Annotated in this window: 20 protein-coding genes; 13 read left to right on the plus strand and 7 right to left on the minus strand. The window is 57.2% G+C overall.

Annotated features, from left to right (window positions below; genetic code table 11):
• Positions 1-2: 2 nt before the first annotated feature.
• From B0D78_RS01640 to B0D78_RS01675, 8 genes are all read left to right on the plus strand, one after another.
• A complete protein-coding gene (locus B0D78_RS01640) occupies positions 3-650 on the plus strand; it encodes a DUF4391 domain-containing protein (protein WP_205948242.1) in 648 nt (215 codons plus the stop codon).
• Positions 651-1,709, plus strand: a complete 1,059-nt coding sequence (locus B0D78_RS01645) for an RNA-binding domain-containing protein (protein ID WP_078015249.1) — start codon at positions 651-653, stop codon at positions 1,707-1,709.
• Between the two features lie 23 nt (positions 1,710-1,732).
• The gene (locus B0D78_RS01650; RefSeq protein ID WP_240496090.1) at positions 1,733-3,616 is read left to right on the plus strand and encodes a site-specific DNA-methyltransferase; all 1,884 of its coding nucleotides are present in this window, start codon (positions 1,733-1,735) and stop codon (positions 3,614-3,616) included.
• An 11-nt stretch (positions 3,617-3,627) separates the two neighbouring features.
• Positions 3,628-4,746, plus strand: coding sequence for a PDDEXK nuclease domain-containing protein (locus tag B0D78_RS01655; RefSeq protein ID WP_078015251.1), 1,119 nt, complete (start codon positions 3,628-3,630; stop codon positions 4,744-4,746).
• Complete coding sequence (locus tag B0D78_RS01660) at positions 4,743-7,796, plus strand: type III restriction-modification system endonuclease (protein ID WP_078015252.1); 3,054 nt, start codon at positions 4,743-4,745, stop codon at positions 7,794-7,796. The genes B0D78_RS01655 and B0D78_RS01660 overlap by 4 nt, the downstream gene beginning before the upstream one ends.
• A 218-nt stretch (positions 7,797-8,014) precedes the next feature.
• A complete protein-coding gene (locus B0D78_RS01665; RefSeq protein ID WP_078015253.1) occupies positions 8,015-9,832 on the plus strand; it encodes a ParA family protein in 1,818 nt (605 codons plus the stop codon).
• A 22-nt stretch (positions 9,833-9,854) separates the two neighbouring features.
• A complete protein-coding gene (locus tag B0D78_RS01670) occupies positions 9,855-10,277 on the plus strand; it encodes a helix-turn-helix domain-containing protein (protein WP_078015254.1) in 423 nt (140 codons plus the stop codon).
• A gap of 373 nt (positions 10,278-10,650) precedes the next feature.
• Complete coding sequence (locus B0D78_RS01675; protein ID WP_078015255.1) at positions 10,651-12,045, plus strand: MATE family efflux transporter; 1,395 nt, start codon at positions 10,651-10,653, stop codon at positions 12,043-12,045.
• A gap of 291 nt (positions 12,046-12,336) precedes the next feature.
• On the opposite strand, the gene B0D78_RS01680 is transcribed toward B0D78_RS01675, so the two are convergent.
• The 3 genes from B0D78_RS01680 to B0D78_RS01690 form a co-directional block, all read right to left on the minus strand.
• Positions 12,337-12,996 carry an MIP/aquaporin family protein gene (locus B0D78_RS01680; protein WP_078015256.1) on the minus strand — a complete coding sequence of 220 codons (660 nt, stop codon included), beginning with the start codon at positions 12,994-12,996 and terminating at the stop codon, positions 12,337-12,339.
• A 123-nt stretch (positions 12,997-13,119) separates the two neighbouring features.
• On the minus strand, positions 13,120-13,320 hold the full coding sequence (locus B0D78_RS12705; RefSeq protein WP_168169957.1) for a hypothetical protein: 201 nt from the start codon (positions 13,318-13,320) through the stop codon (positions 13,120-13,122).
• Positions 13,321-13,381: 61 nt separating this feature from the next.
• The gene (locus B0D78_RS01690; protein ID WP_078015258.1) at positions 13,382-14,167 is read right to left on the minus strand and encodes a transporter substrate-binding domain-containing protein; all 786 of its coding nucleotides are present in this window, start codon (positions 14,165-14,167) and stop codon (positions 13,382-13,384) included.
• 205 nt (positions 14,168-14,372) lie between these two features.
• On the opposite strand from B0D78_RS01690, the gene B0D78_RS01695 reads away from it, so the two are divergent.
• Positions 14,373-14,948, plus strand: coding sequence for a nitroreductase family protein (locus B0D78_RS01695; RefSeq protein ID WP_078015259.1), 576 nt, complete (start codon positions 14,373-14,375; stop codon positions 14,946-14,948).
• Between the two features lie 245 nt (positions 14,949-15,193).
• On the opposite strand, the gene B0D78_RS01700 is transcribed toward B0D78_RS01695, so the two are convergent.
• Positions 15,194-15,463, minus strand: a complete 270-nt coding sequence (locus B0D78_RS01700; protein ID WP_078015260.1) for a hypothetical protein — start codon at positions 15,461-15,463, stop codon at positions 15,194-15,196.
• Between the two features lie 31 nt (positions 15,464-15,494).
• Positions 15,495-15,737, minus strand: a complete 243-nt coding sequence (locus tag B0D78_RS01705) for a hypothetical protein (protein WP_078015261.1) — start codon at positions 15,735-15,737, stop codon at positions 15,495-15,497.
• Between the two features lie 326 nt (positions 15,738-16,063).
• On the opposite strand from B0D78_RS01705, the gene B0D78_RS01710 reads away from it, so the two are divergent.
• From B0D78_RS01710 to B0D78_RS01720, 3 genes are all read left to right on the plus strand, one after another.
• A complete protein-coding gene (locus B0D78_RS01710) occupies positions 16,064-16,777 on the plus strand; it encodes an AzlC family ABC transporter permease (RefSeq protein WP_078015262.1) in 714 nt (237 codons plus the stop codon).
• Positions 16,774-17,100 carry a branched-chain amino acid transporter permease gene (locus B0D78_RS01715; protein WP_078015263.1) on the plus strand — a complete coding sequence of 109 codons (327 nt, stop codon included), beginning with the start codon at positions 16,774-16,776 and terminating at the stop codon, positions 17,098-17,100. Before B0D78_RS01710 ends, B0D78_RS01715 begins: the two co-directional genes overlap by 4 nt.
• Positions 17,101-17,293: 193 nt before the next feature.
• Positions 17,294-18,709 (plus strand): amidophosphoribosyltransferase, encoded by a 1,416-nt coding sequence (locus B0D78_RS01720; RefSeq protein ID WP_078015264.1) that lies wholly within the window; start codon positions 17,294-17,296, stop codon positions 18,707-18,709.
• A 99-nt stretch (positions 18,710-18,808) separates the two neighbouring features.
• Here the strand turns inward: B0D78_RS01720 and B0D78_RS01725 are convergent, their stop codons facing one another.
• Together B0D78_RS01725 and B0D78_RS01730 are read right to left on the minus strand one after the other, a co-directional pair.
• Complete coding sequence (locus tag B0D78_RS01725) at positions 18,809-20,062, minus strand: ATP-binding protein (protein WP_078015265.1); 1,254 nt, start codon at positions 20,060-20,062, stop codon at positions 18,809-18,811.
• A gap of 413 nt (positions 20,063-20,475) precedes the next feature.
• Positions 20,476-22,014: a radical SAM protein gene (locus B0D78_RS01730; RefSeq protein ID WP_240496087.1), complete on the minus strand. Its 1,539-nt coding sequence runs from the start codon at positions 22,012-22,014 to the stop codon at positions 20,476-20,478.
• A gap of 258 nt (positions 22,015-22,272) precedes the next feature.
• On the opposite strand from B0D78_RS01730, the gene B0D78_RS01735 reads away from it, so the two are divergent.
• Positions 22,273-22,479 carry a hypothetical protein gene (locus tag B0D78_RS01735; protein ID WP_078015266.1) on the plus strand — a complete coding sequence of 69 codons (207 nt, stop codon included), beginning with the start codon at positions 22,273-22,275 and terminating at the stop codon, positions 22,477-22,479.
• The last annotated feature ends 158 nt before the right edge of the window (positions 22,480-22,637 follow it).

The raw sequence follows: 22,637 nt of genomic DNA on the forward strand, positions 1-22,637 counted from the left end.
GCTTGCCCAGGACAACTGCGGTCGATAAACGAATCCCCAAGCGGAAATTTTACGAGAAGATCCCGATTTCCCCCGCCCTGAAACGGGACTTTATCGAACAGATCAGGAACGTTTATTGGCGCAACAAAATCGCGGCGGCAACGGTCAACGTCGCCGCCGGCGCGACCGTGACGGAAGTGGAAGTGTTCGAGATCGAACTGAGCGGCGGCGCGCTGAACGAAGAACTCCTGCGGCAGATCGACCGCGAGATCCCCTACCACATCGTTTTCGCGCTCGAGTACGGGGAACGGCACCAACTCTGGATTTCCTACAAAGAGCCGGCGGCCGCCGGACGCGTCGCCTTTAAAGTCGAGAACTGTTATCACACGGACTGGCTGCGCGAAGACGACTTTTCCCTGAAAATCGAAGGTCTCGACCTCGACGCCGTCTACGAGAACTTTGTCCGCCAAATCGCCGGCAACGCCCTGCGCCGGGGACGCGACGCCGCCGAAAGCCTGAAACGTTCCGTGGAACGGGAAACGCGGCGACGCCGGCTCGAGAAACAGATCGACGCGCTCGAAAACAAAATCCGCCGGGAAAAGCAGCTCAACCGGCGGGTGGAGATGAATGCAAAGCTGAAACAATTAAAAAATAAAACGGAGGTATCGTAATTGAATCATGAAGAAGAAGTGCGAAAACTTTTGTCTTCTCTTACAGCTTCCGGCACATTAAAGAGCCGAGAGAGTACTACTGTTGAATTCAAAGAAGCATTCAACAAAGCAAATACTCCTAAGTACGCAAAGACTATGGCGGCTTTTTCTAATAATCGAGGAGGCTACATCATTTTCGGTGTCACAGATAGCCCTCGGACAATCAAAGGGTTGCAGAATAATAATTTCGAGAATCTCAATCAAGAGCAATTTACAGAAGCGATAAATTCTTTATTTGCTCCCGCAATTGAGTATGAATGTAACACATTGCAGTTGAAACCTATCGAAGGAGAAGAAACTGTAATGCAGAAAAAAATCGGATGGATTTATACCGAAAAATCGGAAGATAAACCAATCATTGCATTGAAAGCAAATAGCGGGGAAAAGATTTCCAGTGGAGATATTTATTATCGTTACCGCGCACGCAATGAAAAAATTAAATATGCAGAAATGCGACATATTATCGACGAACATACTACCAAAGAGCGTGAACGACTTCTAAAGCTTCTCGAGGCAATCAAAGCAAGCGGTACAACTAAGCTTGGCATTGTGAACTATTCGGACAGCAAATTTTCAACCCCATATGGAGTTGACATTGCCTTTGATCGAAAATTAGTTGCTAAAGTACTGAAAAAGGCAAAATTCATCAAGGAAGGTAGCTTTAACGAGACAGAAGGTATTCCTGTAATTAAAGTGACCGGAAATATTGACCTAGCGGAAGAAGTTCCGGTGCCAGAGGGAAATCCTGATGATACGCATCCTTATATACAAAAACAAATGGCTAAAAAACTTAAGATTGATAGACAAGATCTATATGCTTTAATCTGGTATTACAAGATGAAAGAGGCTAATAAATACCATCTTGAGATTACAACATCAGAGAGTAGCAAAACACATAAATTTTCCGAATTTGCACTTCAATTCTTACGAGAGAAACTGAAGGAATTAGATGAAAACCCAGAAGAATTCAATAGAATTCGTGAGTCCTTTTGTGAGTCCCGTAGAAATCGGAAGAGATAAGGAGGAACAATTATTTGGATAAAATGCGAATGGAATCCCCGGATCTGACGGCGGGGAACGTTGAGAAGATCGGGGCGATGTTTCCGAACTGCGTTACGGAGACGATCGACGCACACGGCACGCTGAAAAAGGCCGTCAACTTCAAGATTCTCAAGCAGATGCTCTCTGATGAAGTCATCGACGGCGACGAGGCGTATGAATTCACCTGGGTGGGCAAAAAGGCGGCGATCCTGGAGGCCAACCGGCCCATTCGCAAGACCCTGCGCCCCTGCCCCGCGGAGAGCAAGAACTGGGACACGACGGAGAACCTCTACATCGAGGGCGACAATCTGGAAGTGCTGAAGCTGCTGCAGGAAAGCTACCTCGGCAAAGTCAAGATGATCTACATCGACCCGCCGTACAATACCGGGAACGACTTCGTTTACGCCGACGATTTCGTGCGGTCTCAGGACGAAGAAAACCGCCAGATGGGCGTATTTGACGAAGAAGATAACCGGCTGTTCAGGAATACCGATACCAACGGCCGCTTTCATTCGGACTGGTGTTCGATGATCTATCCGCGCCTGAAGCTGGCGGCAAGCCTGCTCCGCGACGACGGCGTGATCTTTATCAGCATCGACGATCATGAAGTCGCGAATATGCGGAAAATATGCGAGGAGATCTTCGGCGCGCAAAACTTCGTCGCCCAGCTTGTCTGGGAACGCGCCTACTCTCCCAAAAACGACGCGCGTTTTATCTCGAACAGTCACGATTACGTGTTGATGTACGCGCGCAACATCAACGACTTCGTCGTCGGCCGCCTACCGCGGACGATCGAAGCCAATGCGCGCTATTCAAATCCCGACGACGACCCGCGCGGAATATGGATGTCTGATAATATGACAGTTAAAACTTATACGCCTGACTGCGACTATCCAATTACGACCCCTTCGGGGGTCGTGAGAGAGCCTCCAGCAGGTCGCTGCTGGAGGCTCTCCAAAAACGCGTTTTTGGAGAGACTCCGCGACAATCGAATCTGGTTCGGTCCTAACGGCAATGGCGTACCACGAATTAAACGTTTCTTGTCGGAGCTGAAATTTGACGGCATGGCGCCCACTTCGATCTTGTTCTACAAGGAGGTAGGGCACAGCCAAGAAGGCGCGCAGGAGGTAGGCAAACTGCTGGGCGGCGGTTATTTCAACGGCCCCAAGCCCGTCCGTTTGCTGAAACGTCTGCTCACCCTCGCCCATACGGAAAAGGATTCTCTCGTTCTCGACTTCTTCTCCGGCTCAGCCACTACCGCTCACGCGGTGATGCAGCTCAACGCCGAAGACGGCGGACAAAGAAAATTTATCATGGTTCAGCTTCCCGAAGCGTGCAACGAGAAAAGCGAAGCCTTTAAAGCCGGTTACAAGAATATCTGCGAAATCGGCAAAGAGCGCATCCGCCGCGCGGGCGAGAAAATCAGGAATGAAAAAGCGGAGGCGGGCAATTCTTCGTTGGACGTCGGTTTCCGCGTCTTCAAGCTGGACGATTCCAACATGAAAGGCGTCTATTACGCCGCGGACGAGATCGACCAGCGTCGGCTCGAGGACATGATCTCCAACATCAAGGACGGCCGCGGCGATCTCGACCTGCTGTTCGGCTGCCTGCTGGATTGGGGGCTGCCGCTCTCGATGCCGTACCGTTCGGAGCAGATCGGCGGCTGCACGGTGCACACCGTGGGCGACGGCGATCTGATCGCCTGTTTTGCCGACAGAATTCCCGAATCGGTCGTCAGGGAGATCGCCAAGCGCAAGCCGCTGCGCGCGGTGTTCCGCGATTCCTGCTTCGCCGACAGTCCGTCGAAGATCAACGCGTTCGAGATTTTCAAGTCGTACATGCCGGAGGATGCGGGCGACATCAGCAAGCGCGTCAGGGTGCTTTAAGGAGGGGCGAAATGAAAAAGAATGCGGAACTGGCCCCAAAAACTTCTGCCGTTCCTGCCGTGGGGCTGGACACCTTGTGCCAGAATGCGATTCAGCTTATTCAGTACGCTCGCCACACTGCGGCACGGCAGATCAACACGGTGCAGTTGATGACCTTTTACTCCATCGGCCGCTGGATTATCGAAGGGCAGCAGCATGGCGAACGGCGGGCAGAATATGGCAGGCAGATTATAAAAAATTTGTCCGACGTCTTGACGGAACGGTTCGGCAAGGGGTTCTCGGTTGATACGCTCGAGAACGCAAGGAAGTTTTATCTGAATTATCAGGATCGAATTTCCGATACGGTGTTTCGGAAATTCGCAGAGGAAAAATCCGATGCGGTGTTTCGGTTTTTGGAGGAAGAACCGCCTTTTAGATTGTCGTTCTCCCATTATCTGATCCTTTGCCGTATTCGCAACAATGACGAGAGACGCTTTTACGAGATAGAGGCGTACAAGGGAAACTGGAGCGTCAGAACGCTTCAGCGTCAGTATGGCAGTTCGCTGTACGAGAGGCTGCTGTTGGGGGCGGAGAGGAAAAATATTCTCGCCTTGGCTGAAAAAGGGCAGAGCGTCGAGAACGCGGACGACCTGAAAAAAGACCCTTACGTTCTTGAATTTCTCGGTTTGCAGGATAAGCCGGAGTACGCGGAGTCGGAACTGGAGTCAAGAATCATCGGCCATCTGCAGGAATTCCTGATGGAAATGGGAAAGGGATTTACATTTGTCGGCAGACAGGTGCGATTCAGTTTTGACGAGGATCATTTCAGGGTAGATTTGGTACTTTATAACAGGCTTCTGAAGTGTTTTGTGCTGATCGATTTAAAGGTCGGGAAGCTGAAGCACCAAGACATTGGACAGATGCAGATGTACGTAAATTATTACGACAGATACGAAAAAACGGACGATGAAAATCCTACCGTCGGCATCCTTCTCTGCAGCGACAAAAACGACAGTATGGTCGAAATGACGCTGCCAAAGGACGCAAATATCTACGCTTCCAGATACGAATTGTACCTGCCGGATAAAGAAGTCCTGCAAAAGAAACTGAAAGAATGGCTCAAAGAAGAAACCGGGGGCGAGGAACGATGAAGCTGCGGTTCAAGCGTCAGAAGTTCCAGGCCGACGCGGCCAAGGCGGTCGTCGACGTTTTTGCCGGACAGCCGTATCTCACGCCTTCATATCTGATGGATCGGGGCGTAAATTATCAGCGGAGCCTGACGGAGGAGGAAGATTACACAGGCTGGCGCAACGAGCGTATTGTGCCGGGGCTTTCCGACGATCGTATTTTGGAGCAGCTGAACAAGGTTCAGCGGACGAACGGGATCGCTCCTTCCCGAAAGCTGGAAGGACGCTACAATCTGACGGTCGAAATGGAAACGGGCGTCGGCAAAACGTATACGTACATCAAGACGATGTACGAACTGAACAAGCATTACGGCTGGAGCAAGTTCATTGTCGTCGTTCCCAGCATTGCGATCCGCGAGGGCGTTTACAAGTCTTTCGACGTGACGCAGGAACACTTCGCCGAGGAGTACGGCAGGAAGATCCGTTTCTTTATCTACAACTCCGCACAGCTCACTGAAATCGACCGTTTTGCCTCGGACAGCGCGATCAACGCCATGATCATCAATTCGCAGGCGTTTAACGCCAGGGGAAAGGACGCGCGGCGCATTTACATGAAGCTGGACGAGTTCCGCTCCCGCCGGCCGATCGACATTATCGCCAGGACCAACCCTATCCTGATCATTGACGAGCCGCAGTCCGTCGAGGGCAAGCAGACGAAGGAGCGGCTGAAGGAGTTCAATCCGCTTTTGACGCTGCGCTATTCTGCGACTCACAGGGCCGACAGCGTCTACAACATGGTGTATCGTCTGGACGCGATGGAAGCTTACAACAAGCGCCTGGTCAAAAAAATCTCCGTCAAGGGCATCGCCGAGTCCGGTAGCACGGCGACGGACGGATACGTCTATCTGGAGAGCGTCAATCTGTCCAAGGCCGATCCGACCGCGACGATTCAATTCGACTGCAAAGGCGCGTCCGCCCTCCGAAAGGTGAGCCGAACGGTGGGGATCGGCTTCAATCTCTTCGACCACTCCAACGGGATGGAAGAATACAGGGACGGTTACGTGGTGAAGGCGATCGACGGGCGGGACAATTCCGTGGAGTTTCTGAACGGGATCAGGCTGCGCGCGGGCGACGTGATCGGCGCGGTCGGCGACGACCAGATTCGCCGCATTCAGATCAGGGAAACGATTCTCTCGCACATCGAGCGCGAACGCCGGCTTTTCTGCAAGGGGATCAAGGTGCTCTCCCTGTTCTTTATCGACGAGGTCGCCAAATACAGGCAGTACGACGCAGCCGGGCAGGCGCGCAACGGCGTTTACGCGGACATGTTCGAGGAAGAGTACCGCGACGTCGTCGGCGCCGTACAGCGCGAGATCGGCGACGAACAGTACGTGAAGTATCTGGATTCCATCTCCGCCTGCGAGACTCACGCCGGATATTTTTCCATCGACAAAAAGGGGCGCATGACCGACGGCAAACTCGGCAACAAGTCGGAAAAAACTTCCGACGACATCGACGCTTACGACCTGATCATGAAGAACAAGGAACTGCTGCTCGACCGGGATCCAAAACGGTCGCCGGTGCGTTTTATCTTTTCGCATTCGGCTTTGCGCGAAGGCTGGGACAATCCCAACGTCTTCCAGATCTGCACGTTGAAGCAGAGCGGCAGCGACGTGCGCAAGCGTCAGGAAGTCGGACGGGGTCTGCGCCTGTGCGTCGATCAGGATGGGGAGCGCATGGATACGAACGCGCTCGGCGACGACGTTCACAACGTCAACGTGCTGACGGTCATCGCCAGCGAAAGCTACGACCGTTTCGCCAAAGGGCTGCAGAACGAACTTGCCGAGGCGGTCGCCGACCGACCGCAGGCAGTCGCGCCCGAACTGTTCAAGGGGCGGGTTCTGAGGGACGCCGACGGCAACGAGCAGATCGTGGACGGCGAGACGGCTCAGGCAATTTATTTCGATATGATCAAGAACGGCTACGTCGACAAGAGAGGGGCGCTGACCGACACATATTATCGGGACAGGGCCAACGGAGAAGTGAAAGTCGCCGAAGAAGCGGCGGACTGCGCCGAATCGGTGATCGCCATCGTGGATTCCATCTACGACGCCAGGCGGATGCAGCCTGAAAACGCCCGCGACATAAACGTGGAGCTGCGCGTCGATCAGGAAAAACTGGCCATGCCGGAGTTCAAAGAACTTTGGAAGCGTATCAGCCCCAAATCCGCGTATGCCGTGGACTTCAATACGGACGAGCTGACGAAAAAATCGATCGACGCGCTGAACCGAAAATTGCGCGTGGCGAAAATATACTTCAAGGTCGAGAGCGGTTCTCTGACGGAAATCACGTCGAAAGAAGACTTGAAGAGCGGCGGCGCTTTTATCAGGGACGCTTCGGCCGTGTATGACGCTGGCAGGAGAATCGCCGTGAACGGCCGCGTGAAATACGATCTCGTCGGCAAGCTGGTGGAGGAAACCGGCCTGACCCGCAGAGCGATCGTAGAAATCCTTGCCGGCATCGAGAAAACCGTCTTCGATCAGTTCAGGGAAAACCCGGAGGAATTCATCATCAAGGCGGGGACTCTCATCAACGAAGAGAAGGCGACGGTCATCATTCAGCATATCGCGTACAACTTGTTGAACGACCGTTACGAAACCGACATCTTTACCGATCCGACCATCAAAGGCCGCTTGGGCGTCAACGCGATGAAGACTCGGAAGCATCTTTACGATCACATCGTCTACGACTCTTCCAACGAGCAAAAATTTGCCGAAGCGCTCGATACAAGCGGAGAAGTTGCAGTCTACGTTAAACTGCCGGACGGTTTTTACATTTCCACCCCGGTGGGGCGCTACAATCCCGACTGGGCGATCGCGTTCTATGAAGGCAACGTCAAGCACGTCTACTTCGTCGCGGAGACGAAGGGCTCCATGTCATCGATGCAGCTGAGACTGATCGAAGAATCAAAAATCCACTGCGCGCGGGAACATTTCAAGGCGATTAGCAGCGACAGCGTTATCTATGACGTCGTAGACAGCTATCAGTCTTTGCTGGATAAGGTCATGAGATGAGAAATACCGGCGGACGGCGAAAAGCTCCGCAAGCGCGGAAATTTCCATTGGGCAGAGCGCCCCGTTCCCAAAATAGTTTTCGTAACTTCGTTGAAATATGGATTCAGAGTCGGCGGCAATATGATAAACTGTCGTTCAGCGGCTGAAACGCAGCGGCTTTTTCTATTGGAGGCGGCCGCGGCGAAAGCTGGAATTTTTAGAGACGGACGGTGAATGGAATGGCTTTGTCGGACACATTGCGCGGTTTGTGGCGTTGGTTTCTGGACGACGCCGGGCTTCTGGAGCCGGAGAATGGCGGCGAAGACGCGATGCCGGTTGGCGACGATACGCTCTTTGCCGCGCTCGTGGCGGCGGCGGAAGCGCAGAATGCCACGCTGCCAGCAGGAGACGAAACGCTTTTCGCCGCGCTGGTCGCAGCTGCGGAGGCGAAAAGAAACGAGCGCCCCGCAAGCGACGATACGTTTTTCGCCGCGCTGAACGCGGCGGCAGAACTGGAGAGACCGCGCCGCGCGCTCTCCGGGGAAGGAGCGGCGAATGACCTGCCGACTTTGCCTGAAGAGCTGCCGGACGACCTTGACGGCTTCGCGGCGCCAGCCGTGTGTAAAAGAGGTGATGAAGCGGTTCAAGCGACGGTCATGCTGCCCGCGATGGCGGAAAATATCGCCGCGGGAGTTCCGGGGCAAGAAGGTACCGACGAGGATCTCGAGACGGCGGCAGCCGCGCCGCGAACCAAAGCTTCCGTCGCGACCAAGGAAGAGGAAGGCGGCGTTCTCTCCGTCGACGAGCCGCTTCTTTTCCAGTCCGCAGCGGATGATCTCCCGCGGGACGGTGCCGGCTTTTCGAAACCCGACGCGCGGGGCGCGGAAGGGGAGGAGCTTTTTGCCACCGCCGGCAAGGACGAAACGTTACAGGAGACCCGTGGGCGCCATATGTCGCCGCTCGGGCAGCTTGACGGCGAGGAAACGATGAACGAAGAAACCGCTCATGACGGCATTCTGACGGGTATTGGCGAGACACCGTGCGGTCAGGTCGCCGTCAGCGATTCGGCGTGCATCGTCCCCGGAGTCGAGCCGCAAGGCGAAGAAAAGGGCATACCCGCGAATATTTCCGCTTCCAGCGCCGAAGTGCGTGGGGCAAGCGATGGCCTCTGGGCTGCCGAGGCGGCGGAAGAGGCTGACACGCCTCTGGAGCCGCAGCCCGCCGACATTCGCCCGCAGTTGTCCGAGCCGGCGGCATCAACGCCCTTCCGTCAGAAGCGTATCGTCGTTTCGCTGCTCAAAGGGGGCGTCGGCAAGACGACGATCACCTGCTTTCTGGGCACCGCGATCGAGAAAATCTGGGATGAATACGGTTCCGAGCGGCGTCTGCTGGTCGTCGACACCGACCCGCAGGGGTCGAGTACCGATTTCTTCCTGCGCGACAAGAAGCCGGAGGAAGCGCGGACGCTGCGCGCGCTTTTCGAACCGTATCCTTTTCCGGGCGCGGCGAAAACGCTGTTCCACCCGACACGCTACCGCCATATCGACCTGCTGCCGGCGCATATATCCGTTTCCGACGTCATTCCTTCGCCCGAGGGCGATCGGGAGGCCCGTTTGGCGCAGTATCTGGCCGCGGCGGCCGACGATTATTCGCTGATCCTGATCGACACGCCGCCTTCCGATACGCTGGCGTTGAGAAACGCGCTGATGGCCGGATCGGGCGTTTTCGTCCCCATCGATCCCAGCCGTCAGGCCATCGCGACGCTGCCCCAGTTTATCAGCACATTTAGCCGTTACAGCCAGTACAACGCGCAGCTGAAACTTTACGGCGTCATCTTCTCGCGCTACGACAGGCGCCGCGCGCTCGACCGCGATATCCGCGACGCCGTTTCCAAACAGCTCGGTCAGAGCGGCATCCGCTGCCGCGAGGCGCCTAACCGCTCGGCGATCTCAAACTGCTATAACAGCTATCTCGGCTTCGAAGGACTCGATCCCGCTAAAGACAAGGACGCTTACGACTTTTTCCGCGATCTGGCGCTTCAGGTCCTGATCGCCTGAGGCAGAGGAGGAGCGATTTTTAATGGCAAAAAGCACGGATGAAAATTTTTTGGGCGCTGAGATCACTGACGCTCTGAATCTTTTGGGAAAAATCGTCCAAGGCGCTCCCGACGCGCCGCACCCTCCCGAGCCGACGCCTGCCCCCGTTCCTGCCGCGGCCGACGACGAGCCGTTGCTCGTATGGTACCGCGCCATGAAGCCGCGCACGATGTGCAGACTGCTGTGGATGGTGCTGCTGCAATGGCAGGCGCGGCGCAGCGGCGGACGGATCCATTTCGAAGAATTCGCGGCGCTGCTTGGAGTGAAGAAGGAGAAGGTCGCCCAAGCGCTGCGCGACCTGAGCAAGCTCGGCTGGATCGAGATCACGGCTACGGAAACGGGACCGCGGCGGCGCATCATCAGCCGCACCGTCGCCGTCAAGACGTCGCGGCAGGAGCTCTCGTGAATCACGCGTTTTTGCACGAGCGTTGAATGGCGAAAACGCGAGATTTCGTGAGCTTTCCTGTTTGTGTACAGAGCCTCTCTTTTTTTGCAAGCGCTTACTGCAGCTCCCCTCGTGTTTTTTCAGACCGGCAAGGACCCAACGGCAAATTTGCTTTCCACCCCGATTTTTGCGATTGAATCGTCCCTATCCTTTCCTATTCAAGGCTATCGGGTCCTATCGCATTTGAATCTATTCGATTTTCATATATAATGTAATCATGCGCATGAGGAATTCCATGAGGAATTTCCACACTCCACTTGAGAAGGAAAAAGTGAATGTAGACAAAAATTTTGTCCCGCGTTCGTGTCTGAATTCGAAATGAGGTTGATTTATCATGACTCAGACTTCCACGTTGACCAGCATGAGTCAGGGCTCCGTCGCCCGTTTGCTCTTCCGGTTTTCTGCGCCTGCCACGCTTGGCCTTGTGGCCAACGCCTTTTACAACATCGTCGACCGTCTCTTCATCGGCCGTTTCACCGGCGCCGACGGTCTTGGCGCCGTCGGACTGACGTTTCCGCTGACGGTTTTCGTGATCGCCGTCGGCTCGCTCGTCGGCGTCGGCGCCGCATCGCAGATGTCGCGCCTGCTCGGCGAGGGACGGCGTCGGGATGCCGAAACGGTCCTCGGTAACGCCGCGGCGGTCATGACGCTGTTCGCCGCGCTTTTCACGGCCGCGGGGCTGTTCTGCCTCGACGGGCTGGTGAAAGCGTTCGGCGCCTCGCCCCATCTGGCGCCGCAGACTCGCATTTACACGGAAATTTTGTTCTGGGGAATGCCCTTCAACCTGTTGGGATTCTCGCTGAACTATCTGATCCGCGCCGAGGGGCACCCCCGTTACGCCATGTGGACGCTGTGCGTCGGCGCGGGCATGAACGTGTTCCTGGACTGGCTCTTCATTGCGCGCATGCGCATGGGCATCGCCGGGGCGGCGCTGGGGACGTCGCTGGCCCAGATCGCCTCGTTCGTCTGGGTGGCGCTGTTTTATCTCAAGGGCGCGGGATCGCTGCGGATCAGCGCCGCGTCGCTGAAACCCAATGGGGACATCGTCAGGGAGATGCTCCTTGTGGGCGCCTCTCCCTTTTTAATGGAGCTCTTTTACACGGTCAGCATGATGCTCTTCAACAACGTTGTCAACGATCTCGGCGGCGATCTGGCCATTTCGGCCGTGGGCATCTTCTTTTGCTTGGACAACCTGATCTATCTGCCCGTGTTCGGCGTCGGCGAAGGGCTTCAGCCCATTGTCGGCTACAACTACGGCGCCCAGCGGTCGGACCGCGTCAAACGCACGATTTTATGCGCGCTTGCCGTCAGCTCCGTCTATTTCGCGATTTCGTTCATCGGCGCCGAGTCTCTTACGCGCGCCATGGTCACGCTCTTCGCGGCCGACGACGAGGCCTTGATCCGCCTCACGGTGCGGGCCATGCGCATCGGCTATCTTGGCATGCCTTTTGCGGCGGCAGGCATCGTCGCCTCGAACGCGTTTCTCGCCGTGGGACGTTCGGGCGTGAGTCTGTTCCTCAACTTCTGCCGCCAGGGGTTCCTTTTCCTGCCGGCGCTGTTGGTTCTGCCGCAGCTGATGGGCCTTGACGGCGCGTGGAGCTGTTTCATCGTCGTCGATGTCGGAGGCGGGCTGATCGGCGCCATTCTGCTGTGGTATTTCTGGGAGAGCTTCAACGGCGGCGATCGCGACCTTCTCGGCACTCAGCTCGAAATCGCGTTCAATAAGTAGCGCGGAGGGGGCCTGCGGCTCTCGCATGTAGAAAACGCAGTTCATACAAACAAAGGGCGTGACGTTCGTTCGAGCGTCACGCCTTTTTTCGTCGGGAGTGCCTGCGCGGACCGCGAATCGTTTCTGCCGATTCCCGCGCCCTGATCCCGCTTTTCAATGATGCCTTTTTATTGGAAATCAGTACGATATTCTGCGCAGGAAACGCTGCAACGGCATCGGGACGACGCGCGCATACAAAAAAGCCGCCTCCCTCAGCGGGAAACGGCTTTTCTTTGGGACGGAGCAAAAGAACTATTCGGTCTCGGGCTCGATCGCCTTCCAGACGATCGCGGCGACGACCGCGCCGGCCAGAGGCGCGGCGATGAAGACCCAGAGGTCTGCCATGGCGGCTCCCTTGGCGAAGAAGGCGGGGCCGAAGCTGCGGGCGGGATTGACGCTGGTGCCCGTGAAGTGGATGCCGAAAATGTGGATCAGAATCAGCGTCAGGCCGATGGCGAGGCCGGCGAACTTGTTGTGGCCAGACTTGGAGGTGACGCCGAGAATCGTCAGCACGAACGTGGCGGTGAGCACGCCCTCGACGGCGAAGCTCTTCACCACGTCGCCGCCATACAGCGCGTTGGCGCCGAAGCCGCTGTCCCAGCCGCAGAGGTAGCCGAGCAGAGCCGCACCGGCCGTGGCGCCGGCGAACTGGGCGATCACGTAGCCGATAAAGTCGCCGAAGCTCATGCCGCCGGTCAGCAGCACGCCCAGCGAGACGGCGGGATTGACGTGGCAGCCGGAAACGTTGCCGATGGAATAGGCCATGGCGACGATCGCCAGGCCGAACGCCAGCGCCGTGCCCAGATAGGCGGCGTTGACCTGCGCGCCGTTGCAGCCCAGCACGACGGCCGTGCCGCAGCCGAAGAGCACGAGCACAAAGGTGCCGACAAATTCAGCGAGATACTTCTTCATTCTTTTTGACTTCCTTTCAACATAGAAGAAATTTACAGCGCCCGTATTATATCCGAGTTTTTCGGTCTCGGCAAATCCGCATAAGTTTTTCTATTTATGTAATCGGGAAACGCGGAGGGTTTTTCAAAGCGCCGTCCGGCGCCGGACGGGCTTGTCCAAAACGTCTCCGCCGAGCTTGGCCGCGGCGGCCGTCAGGCAGGCGAAAAGCCGTTCGCGGTCGTGGGGCAGCCGTCCGCGCCTCGCGGGCAGCGCGGTTGGATCTCCGCAAGGTCTTTGCGCGCCTGCGCCGGAGCGCGCCGTGAAACGGCGTGCGGAATGTTCCACGTGGAACATTGACGACGGGCATATACCGCGCGCTCTTCTTCGCATCGGAAAGGAACCGGAGTTACTTGACGTTCTTCTTCCAGTCGTCGAGGTCCCATTTGTCGCGCAGAGCCTGGAACTCGCCGCTCTGCTTCATCTCTTCCAGCGCCTTGTCCACGGCAGCCAGCAGTTCCGGATCGTCCTTGGCGGCGCCGAAGGCCGAGCCTTTCGATTCCGTGGCCACGTTGGTCACGGCACAGACGGCGATCTTGCCGGCGAAATCTTTGGCCTGACAGTACTTGTAGCCCACGGGGCCGTCCAGCAGCGCGGCGTCGGCGCGGCCGAAAAGCACCTCGCGCAGACAGTCGTCGCTTTTCTGGTAGTTCTTGACGACGGCGTTCGGGATCGTGTGCGCGTAAGCGTCCTGGATCGTGCCCAGCTGCGTGGCGATGGTCATGCCGGCAAAGTCCGCCGCCGCGGCCTTTTCGTGCCCGGGCAGGACGAAAAACGCCGAGTCGGAATGATTGGTCACGCCGGTGAAGGCGATCTTCTTCCGGCGCGCGGGCGTGGCCGACATACAGGCGGCGATCAGGTCGATCTTGTGCGTCATCACCGCGGGCAGCAGGCCGTCGAAAGCCATGTCCACCCATTCGATCTTCTTGCCCAGCTTTGTGCCGATGCTTTCGATCAGGTCGATGTCGTAGCCCTGCGGCGAACCGTCGGGCGCGCGGAACTCGAACGGCGGAAACGTGCTCTCCGTGCCCACCGTCAGCGTTTCCTTCGTCATCGCGCCGGGCGTCGCCCAGGCCGCCGCGGCAAAAAACAAAGAAGCCGCCAGTCCGATCGCGCCGATGTGCCGTTTTTTCATGATAAACCCCTCCTGAATAAACTTATTTGTTGTTAAATGAGATGACAATAAACTTATGTTCGATGCCGTGAATGATACTTCGGTTCATTATATTTGTCAAGAATGCAATTAAATGAATAACAGTTTCGTTTCTTGCTCCATTTTTGTCCTGAAACTGCTAAAATAAAGACGCACGCAATTTCGATTCCCGAAGGAGGAATGCCGAATGACACTTTCCGAGCTTTATGTGGGCTGCCGCACGTACCGCCGCTTCGAACAGCGGCCGCTGCCGGACGGGCTGCTTCGCGCCATGCTGGAAAACGCCCGCATCGCCAGCACGGGGGCCAACGCCCAAACGCTGCGCTTCGTCGCGGTGCAGAGCGCCGCGCTGGTGGCCAAAATGCAGCCGCTCGTCAAATGGGCGGCCTATCTGCCCAAAGAGATCGGTACGCCGGCCGAGGGCGAACAGCCCGTGGCTTTTGTCGTCATCGTCAAAAAGGCTGGTTCGGGCGCGTTCGCCGACGTGGATGTGGGCATCGCCGCCAACACGATCGCCACGACGGCGTGGGAGGCGGGCGTCGGCAGCTGTCTGATGGGCTCCATTAACCGCGCCGAAATCGCCGCGCTGCTCGGCGTGCCCGCGGAGGATACCGTATTTCTCGTCGTCGCGCTGGGCTATCCGGCGCACAAAAGCACGCTTGTTCCCGTCGGCGCCGATGGCAGCGTCAAATACTTCGTGGACGAAAAACGCGACTACTTCGTGCCCAAACGCGCCTTTGACGACGTAGCGAAAATCGTTTAAGGCTATTTCTTGATAGAAAGCACTGATATAGTTTGCGGGGCGCTGCGGGGGAGTTCAGTCGCTTAGGACTACCTCGACCGCAGCGCCCTTGCGTTCGTCTCTTTAATTAAGAAATAGTATAAGGCCGGCGTGCCTGTTTTCGGTTGGCGGCGCCGGAAATGTCTCCCGAAGAACGCGAAAGAGCCTTGTAAAGCCCGGAGCACGGCTTTACAAGGCTCTTTTTGCGCGCTTTCCGTCGGGGGCGCTTATCGCACCGGAATGACCCGGTTCACGGCAAGGCGGCTCATCTCGCGTCCCTGCGCGTCGAGTTCGACGTAATGGAGCGCGTCGTACTTGAAGCCCCACTCGTCGGCATAGTAGCCGTCGGCGTGGCGGACGAGCAGGCGGTCCTCCTCGCCGACGAACGTGCAGATGTTTCCGCCTCGGTCGCTCATCACGGAGACGATGGGGCGGGACAAACGGTTGAACTGGTCGAGCGTGAAGGACACGCCGTGTTCGGACATGATCACGATCATGAAAATCGCTCCTTTCGGCCGGCGGGGTTCGTCAGGGAGCTTTCGCGCCGCCCCGTGCGGTTTCGACGGTATCGGCGCAGTCTTCCAGGATTTGGCGGTCGGCGGCGGAGGGGCGCCCTTCGGCGACGCGGCGGAGGAATTCCGAGGCCAGATCGTGCGGCAGGGACCAGAGGTCTTCCGGCGTTTTCAGGCGCATCCCTTCTCGCTCGTTCCACAGCACGGTGACGTGCGAACCGTCGGAAAAAGTTTTGCAGAAAGCCATCTCGTTGCTCACGGGACATCGCTCCTTTAGAATACTGATTTTCGATGAGAAAGCATCATTGAAAATGTCGCCCTGGCGCGGCCGAAAAGCATGCGGCACGCGATTTCATGCGGTTTTCGGCGCGCCTTCGGCGCTCTAAAGGGCGAAGAACCTGCGCTTTTTTGACGAAAACAAGTCCGAGATAACGGGCCATGGCGGCGGGGTGATCGCAGGGAGACGGTTTCCGCGCCGGCGGACGGGAGCCTTTTGCCTGCGCAAAGAAAGTTATTTTTTCATTCTCATTATAGGGATGCTGTCTTATAATTGTCAATCATTTTACGGTGAAACGGGGGGTTTTTATGAACGAGAAGGCGGTCATCTGCCGCGCTTTGCGAGCGGCTTTCCCTTTTACGATCCCGATTTTTGCGGGGTTCTGGTTCCTCGGCCTGACCTACGGCGTTTACATGAACGTGTCGGGGTTCAGCTTCTGGTATCCGCTGCTGATGGCGATGACGATCTTCGGCGGCTCGCTGGAATTCGTCGCCGTTTCCATGCTAACGGCACCTTTCGCGCCGTTGCAGGCGCTGGCGATGGCGCTGATCATCCAGGCGCGGCATCTTTTCTACGGTCTGGCCATGCTGGAGAAGTTCAAAGGCCTGGGCTGGAAGAAGCCGCTGCTGATCTTTCTCATGTGCGACGAGTCCTTCTCCATCAACTGCGCCGCTGCGGTTCCGGCGGGCGTCGATCGCGGCTGGTTCATGCTCTTTGTATCGCTGCTGAATTACGCCTACTGGGTGAGCGGCTCGGCGCTCGGCGGCGCGCTCGGCTCGTTGGTACGCTTCAACAGCGAAGGGCTGGAATTCGTGATGACGGCCATGTTCGTCGTCATCTTCGTAGAGCAATGGCTCAAGGAAAAAAGCCACCTGACGGCGCTGATCGGCTTGGGCGCGTCGATTGTGTGCCTGTTCTGCTGCGGCCCGGATTCCTTTATGATTCCATCGATGCTCGTCATTTTTGCCCTGCTGGCGCTCTGGCGTCGTCCCATCGTCCGCCGAGGAGGCTATGAAGAATGACTCTGTCGCAGCAAATCATCACCGTCGCTATGTGCGCTCTCGGCACGATGATTACGCGTTTTCTGCCGTTCGTGATCTTCTCTGCGTCGCGTCCAACGCCGCCGTTTGTGCGTTATCTGGGCAAGGCTCTACCCGGCGCCGTGTTCGGTCTGCTCGTTGTCTACTGCCTGAAGAACGTCAGTCTGCTCGGCGGCACTCACGGCCTGCCGGAGCTGATCTCGATCGCCGTCACCGTGCGGCTGCACTTGTGGAAGCGGCAGATGCTCCTCTCCATCGCCGCCGGCACGATCTGCTACATGCTGCTCGTGCAGCTGGCGTTCTAGCGGGGCGAAAACGGGGCTGGGAGCGGAATTTTTTACTGCCGTTGCCGATCTGCAGCGGCACATTCCTGAAATATATCCTGTTTTATGCTAAAATGTTCTGGTAAAATCTCTGCACGGCGGAGCGCGGTTTTCCGAAGAAAGCCGCGTCGAATTTTTTTCGCGAACAGCGCGAAGCGATCAGGGGGAAGACATCATGGGCGGCTTTTTTGCGGCGGCGCTGAGGGAAGACTGCGTTTTCGATCTGTTTTTCGGCACGGACTACCATTCCCATCTGGGAACGCGGCGCGCCGGTCTGGCGGTTTACGGCAAAAAGGGGTTCGACCGCGCCATCCACAACATCGAAAACTCCCCCTTCCGCACCAAGTTCGAGAAAGAGGCCAACGCCATGCAGGGCACCATGGGCATCGGCTGCATCTCCGACTACGATCCTCAGCCGCTGGTGGTGCGTTCGCATCACGGCACCTACGCGATCACGACCGTCGGCAGGGTCAACAACAAAGACCATCTGCTCGACGTGATCATGAAGAACACCGGCATTCATTTCTTCGAAATGACCTCCGGCGACATCAACTCCACCGAGCTCGTCGCCGCCCTCATCAACCAGAAGGACAGCCTCGTCGAGGGCATCCGCTCCGCGCAGGAGATGATCGACGGCTCCATGACGCTGCTCGTGCTGACCGCCGACGGCGTTTACTGCGCCCGCGACCGCTTCGGCCGCACGCCGCTGACCATCGGCCTGAAGGACGAGGGTTTCTGCGCCTCCTTCGAGCCCTTCGCTTATCTCAACCTCGGCTATCGCGACTACAAGGAGCTCGGCCCCGGCGAGATCGACCTGATGACTCCCGAAGGCGTGACCACCCTCGTGCCGCCGGGAGAAAAAATGCGCATCTGCACCTTCCTGTGGGTCTACTACGGTTATCCGTCCTCGCACTACGAGGGCGTCTCCGTCGAGCGGATGCGCTACAACTGCGGCCGCATGCTGGCCCGGCGCGACGGCATGAGCCGCGAGCGGATCGACACGGTGGCCGGCGTGCCCGACTCCGGCATCGCTCACGCCATCGGCTACGCCAACGAATCCGGCGTGCCCTTCTCGCGCCCGCTGATCAAGTACACGCCGACCTGGCCGCGCAGCTTCATGCCCACCGTTCAGTCCAAGCGCGACATGATCGCCAAGATGAAGCTGATCCCCGTTCATGAACTGATCGAAAAGCAGCGCATGCTCCTCATCGACGACTCCATCGTGCGCGGCACGCAGCTGCGCAAGACCACCGAGTTCCTGTTCCGCACCGGCGCGCGCGAAGTCCACGCCCGCCCCGCCTGCCCGCCGATCATGTTCGGCTGCAAGTACATCAACTTCTCGCGCTCCAATTCCGACATGGAGCTGATCGCCCGCCGCATCGTCAGCAAACTCGAAGGGCACGAACCCGAGCGCGCCGTCCTCGAAGAGTACTGCGATCCCGAGTCGGAGCGCTACGCCGCCATGCTGGAAGGCATCCGCCGCCAGATGGGATTTTCCTCGCTCAAGTTCAACCGCCTCGACGACATGCTCGCCGCCGTCGGCGTCGAAGCCTGCAAACTCTGCACGTACTGCTGGAACGGCAGGGAATAGACCGTCACTCCGCCGTGAACAACAGAGCCGTCCTTCCGTCCGCACCGCGTGGACGGAAGGACGGCTCTGTTGTATGAACCGCAAAAGCGCGCGGGAACGTTACAGTTCGAGGCTGTTTTCCTTCGTCAGAAAATCGAAAACGTTCATCGTCGTGATGCCGTTTGCGTCTCTCGTCACGTTGACGACGTCCTTGACGACGATGATCTTTTTGAAAGAATCGCCGAGACAGTTCAGCGGCGCTTTTTCTTGCGCGGTTTTTTCGACGCCGGCCAGACTGAACGCCGACTGAACGTAATAACGCCGACTCCCCAAATTGGCGACGAAATCGATTTCCAGCTGGCGGGCCAGCTGCTTCCCTCCGGCGTCGCGCTCCCTCTTCCGAACCATTCCCACGTCGACGGCGAAGCCCCGGCTTCTCAGTTCGTTATAGATTACGTTTTCCATAATGTGGTTTTCTTCCGTCTGCCGGAAGTCCAGCCGGGCGTTGCGCAGCCCTACGTCCTCGAAATAATACTTTAGCGGCGAGCCGACGTATTTCCGTCCCTTCACGTCGTAGCGCTGCGCCGCGCTGATCACAAACGCGTCTTCCAAATATTCGACGTACCGCCGGACCGTGTTCAGACTGATCTGCGAATGCAGCTCGCTTCGAAACGTCGCCAGGATTTTGCTCGGATTGGTCAGAGAGCCGACCGAGGACGCCAGAATATTGACGACGTCTTCCAACTCCTGCGTTTTTTCGATGCGGTTGCGCTCGATGATGTCTTTCAAATACGTTTCCACAAAAAGGTCTGTCAGATACTTAACCTTCTGTGCTTCCGTCTTCATCGAAGCGACCAGAGGCAGCCCGCCGTAAACGACGTAGTCCGCCCAGCCCCGGTAAATATCGCCCTCGTATGATTCCATAAACTCTTTGAACGTCAGCGGATAAACGTGAATTTCGTACCCTCTGCCCCTGAATTCCGTAATTACGTCCTTCGACAAAAATTTTGAATTGCTCCCCGTCACGTAAATGTCGACGTTTTTGACATGAAGCAGCGAATTGAGCGCCTCTTCGAACCCGTCGAGCATCTGCACCTCGTCGAGAAGGATATAATAATTCGCGCTGTCCTCGATCCGCGACTCGATATAATCCAGGATCGCGCCGGGATTCCGATATTGCCTGTTTTCCCAGACATCCAGCTCGATCGGGACGATATGTGATCCCGGCACGCCCGACTGCCGCAGATACCGCGTGAAAAGATTGAACAGCAGGTACGACTTGCCGCTCCGCCGCATCCCCGTGATCACCTTGATCAACCCGTTGTGCATGCAATCGATCAACGTTTTTAGGTACTGTTCTCGTTTAAATTCCATGGTCGCGACCTCGTTGATAATTTTACGCACAAGTGCGCTTATTATTCAATATTATAGCCTCAAAAAGCATCCGCCGCCAGATGGGATTTTCCTCGCTCAAGTTCAACCGCCTCGACGACATGCTCGCCGCCGTCGGCGTCGAACCCTGCAAACTCTGCACGTACTGCTGGAACAGCAGGGAATGAATGTGCGGTCCGCGCGGCGAAATCCTTTCGCGAAAAAGAGCCCGTCTCTCGACTCGTGCCCCGCGAGACGAGAGACGGGCTCTTATCGTCATACTATTTCTTGATAAAAAGCACTCACATAGTTTGCCGAGCGCTGCGAGGGGGCGGTCGCTCAGAACTTCCCCGACGGCTGCGCAGTCTGCGCGGCTCGCTTTGTGAATCTCCCTCGCAGCGCCTCTGCGTTCGGCATTACGAACCGCTCTCGACGCTGATGGCGACCTTTTCTTTCTCTTCCGCGCGGCGGCGCTGCCATAAATCGTCCGCCACGGGCGCCCAAAGACGGGCGTATTCGTCGCACTTGGCGCACAGGTGTTCCGCCGACTCGGGCGACTGCAGATCCGTGGAGCGCGCTCCCGTCGCCGAGACCATGGCGCGGAGTTTCTGCGGATTTTCCAGCATCGGGCAGGGCAGCAGCATGTTCTCGTTGAACGGCTGCCCCTTGTGGTAGGCCATCAGCAGCGGCGACTGCAGCGCTTCCAGCAGCGTCTTCTCGCGGATGTTGGAGTCGGAATAATGAACGAACACGCACGGGTCGATGTCGCCGTTGGCGTTGATGTGCAGGTAGCGGCGTCCGCCGGCGATGCAGCCGCCCACGTACTCGGCGTCGTTCTGGAAGTCGATCGAGAACAGCGGCTTGGTGCGGCGGTAGCGGCGGATGCGCTCGTAGATCCCCCGGCGCTGCTCGGCCGTCGGCAGCAGCTCCGGCACGGCGTCGTTGCCGACCGGCATGTAATGGAAATACCAGACGAAGAAGGCGCCCATGGCGATCAGGCTGTCGTAAAACGCTTCCGAGGTGACCGATTCGTAGTTGGCGCGCGTGTAACAGGTGGAGATCCCGTAGAACAGCTTCTTGCGGCGCAGAAGATCGACCGCCCGCATCGCCTTTTGGTAGACGCCACGGCCGCGCCGGCCGTCGGTCGCTTCTTCGCCGCCTTCCAGCGAGATGGCGGGGACGAAATTCTTCACGCGCCGCATCTCGTCGGCGAAAGCCTCGTCGATCAGCGTGGCGTTGGTGAAGCAGAGGAACACGCAGTCCGGGTGCCGTTCGCAGAGGCGGACGAGGTCGTCCCTGCGCACCAGCGGTTCGCCGCCCGTGTAGATATACATGTAAACGCCCAGTTCCTTGCCCTGCCGGATGACGCTATCGATCTCGTCGAGGCTCAAGTTCAGGCTGTTGCCGTATTCCGCCGCCCAACAGCCCGTGCAGTGAAGGTTGCAGGCCGACGTCGGATCCATCAGGATCGCCCAGGGAATATTGCAGCCGTACTTTCGGCGGCATCGTTCCTGAACAGGCCATCCGCTCAGGTTGGCGTTGACGAAGAAATTCACCGCCAGCGTCTTCAGAACGTCGGCATCCACGTCCGTCAGGAGCCGGCGGACGAGCGGATAATAAGGATCCCGCGGATTGGCGATCGCCTCTCTGACCGCCTGACGCTGCGGCGCGAACTCGCCGCGGTCGAACCGGTCGGCCCAGTCGATCAGCTTTCTGAGATTTTTCTCGGGCTCCCTGAACACGTACTTGAGAGCCTGTTCGATGCCCAACTTCTTGATCGTCGTCGAAAAATCCATCAAAAACGCCCCTTTCGTTCCTTTTCGAAATGCCGTGAATCTTGCGGGAATGCCGCTGTCCCCTCGGCCGGGAACGGGCGCGGCGCCTTCCGGAAAAGAGAAAAGCACCCGTTCCCGCGAAGCGTGACGAACTTCGCCGGTGCGGATGCTCCCGATCATGCAGACAAAACCGTTTTCTTGAAGAGGCCTCGACCGGCGCCCTCGAACGAGCCCCTCGGGCCGACGCTTTGATTGTGCCCGAACGGGAGCGTTTGAGCGTTCCCAAACACGCGGAGTCATTTTCTATAAAATAATTATATCATAAGTGAGTATATTCGTGGCCGGGAAACGGCGAGCCGAATAATAAAAGTATAAAATCGCAGCGAAGGTATCGCATGACGGCAGCTGAACGCTCTAGACTCTGCATTTATTGCTGGAATGGAAGAGAATGAAAAACACGACGGCGGCAGCCCCTTTCCCCGCGATGGGAAGGGGGCTGCCGCCATTTTGCTGTACCGACTGGGCGCGGACAAGGGAAACACGCCGGCCGTTTTGCAGGCATGTCCGTTCGGAAAAAACAAAAAGACATGCTTGCATAATGATCGTTTCATCGTGCCGATGGCGGAAAAGCCCGCCCTGAAATAAGAGCTGTACAGTACGGAACGGATTTTGCGCGCGGTTTTGAGCGATAGGTAAGGGAAGATGTAATGAAAACAATTAGATATCTTTACGCGGGGGGGGGGTATGATAAGCTCACATTAATTGTCCAATTACAATTCGAATACATTGGTTGAATTGATCCA

Source organism: Pyramidobacter sp. C12-8 (genome assembly GCF_002007215.1).
GTDB lineage: Bacteria > Synergistota > Synergistia > Synergistales > Dethiosulfovibrionaceae > Pyramidobacter.

Excerpts from the sequence above, each read along its gene's own strand:
- B0D78_RS01665 (WP_078015253.1), top strand. The coding sequence starts at position 8,015 with ATGGCTTTGTCGGACACATTGCGCGGTTTGTGGCGTTGGTTTCTGGAC.
- B0D78_RS01695 (WP_078015259.1), top strand. The coding sequence starts at position 14,373 with ATGACACTTTCCGAGCTTTATGTGGGCTGCCGCACGTACCGCCGCTTC.
- B0D78_RS01675 (WP_078015255.1), top strand. The coding sequence starts at position 10,651 with ATGACTCAGACTTCCACGTTGACCAGCATGAGTCAGGGCTCCGTCGCC.
- B0D78_RS01710 (WP_078015262.1), top strand. The coding sequence starts at position 16,064 with ATGAACGAGAAGGCGGTCATCTGCCGCGCTTTGCGAGCGGCTTTCCCT.
- B0D78_RS01670 (WP_078015254.1), top strand. The coding sequence starts at position 9,855 with ATGGCAAAAAGCACGGATGAAAATTTTTTGGGCGCTGAGATCACTGAC.
- B0D78_RS01725 (WP_078015265.1), bottom strand. The coding sequence starts at position 20,062 with ATGGAATTTAAACGAGAACAGTACCTAAAAACGTTGATCGATTGCATG.
- B0D78_RS01660 (WP_078015252.1), top strand. The coding sequence starts at position 4,743 with ATGAAGCTGCGGTTCAAGCGTCAGAAGTTCCAGGCCGACGCGGCCAAG.
- B0D78_RS01690 (WP_078015258.1), bottom strand. The coding sequence starts at position 14,167 with ATGAAAAAACGGCACATCGGCGCGATCGGACTGGCGGCTTCTTTGTTT.
- B0D78_RS01680 (WP_078015256.1), bottom strand. The coding sequence starts at position 12,996 with ATGAAGAAGTATCTCGCTGAATTTGTCGGCACCTTTGTGCTCGTGCTC.
- B0D78_RS01720 (WP_078015264.1), top strand. The coding sequence starts at position 17,294 with ATGGGCGGCTTTTTTGCGGCGGCGCTGAGGGAAGACTGCGTTTTCGAT.
- B0D78_RS01735 (WP_078015266.1), top strand. The coding sequence starts at position 22,273 with ATGGAAGAGAATGAAAAACACGACGGCGGCAGCCCCTTTCCCCGCGAT.
- B0D78_RS01715 (WP_078015263.1), top strand. The coding sequence starts at position 16,774 with ATGACTCTGTCGCAGCAAATCATCACCGTCGCTATGTGCGCTCTCGGC.
- B0D78_RS01655 (WP_078015251.1), top strand. The coding sequence starts at position 3,628 with ATGAAAAAGAATGCGGAACTGGCCCCAAAAACTTCTGCCGTTCCTGCC.
- B0D78_RS01700 (WP_078015260.1), bottom strand. The coding sequence starts at position 15,463 with ATGATCGTGATCATGTCCGAACACGGCGTGTCCTTCACGCTCGACCAG.
- B0D78_RS01730 (WP_240496087.1), bottom strand. The coding sequence starts at position 22,014 with ATGATCGGGAGCATCCGCACCGGCGAAGTTCGTCACGCTTCGCGGGAA.
- B0D78_RS01650 (WP_240496090.1), top strand. The coding sequence starts at position 1,733 with ATGCGAATGGAATCCCCGGATCTGACGGCGGGGAACGTTGAGAAGATC.